Below are 232 nucleotides of genomic sequence, written 5' to 3' on the forward strand. Positions count from 1 at the left end.
GTCTGTTTCGTAGACGTAGAACTCCATCTTGTCGAGCTCTTGCAACAGGTCGTTGGGGAACTCGATGTCGGCCTTGTCGATTTCGTCGATCAGCAGAATCACCCGCTCCTCAGCCTCGAAAGCCTCCCAGAGCTTGCCCTTTTTCAGGTAGTTGCGTACATCGTGGACTTTCTCGGTACCCAGCTGCGAATCGCGCAGGCGGCTGACCGCATCGTATTCGTAGAGGCCCTGG

General features: G+C 56.0%; 1 pseudogene. It reads right to left on the reverse strand.

The features are described from left to right. Positions 1 to 232 (reverse strand): annotated as a pseudogene (locus SB756_RS35885) (ATP-binding protein); the annotation flags it as partial.

Source organism: Pseudomonas sp. SIMBA_068 (genome assembly GCF_046534705.1).
Taxonomy (GTDB): Bacteria; Pseudomonadota; Gammaproteobacteria; order Pseudomonadales; family Pseudomonadaceae; genus Aquipseudomonas; species Aquipseudomonas putida.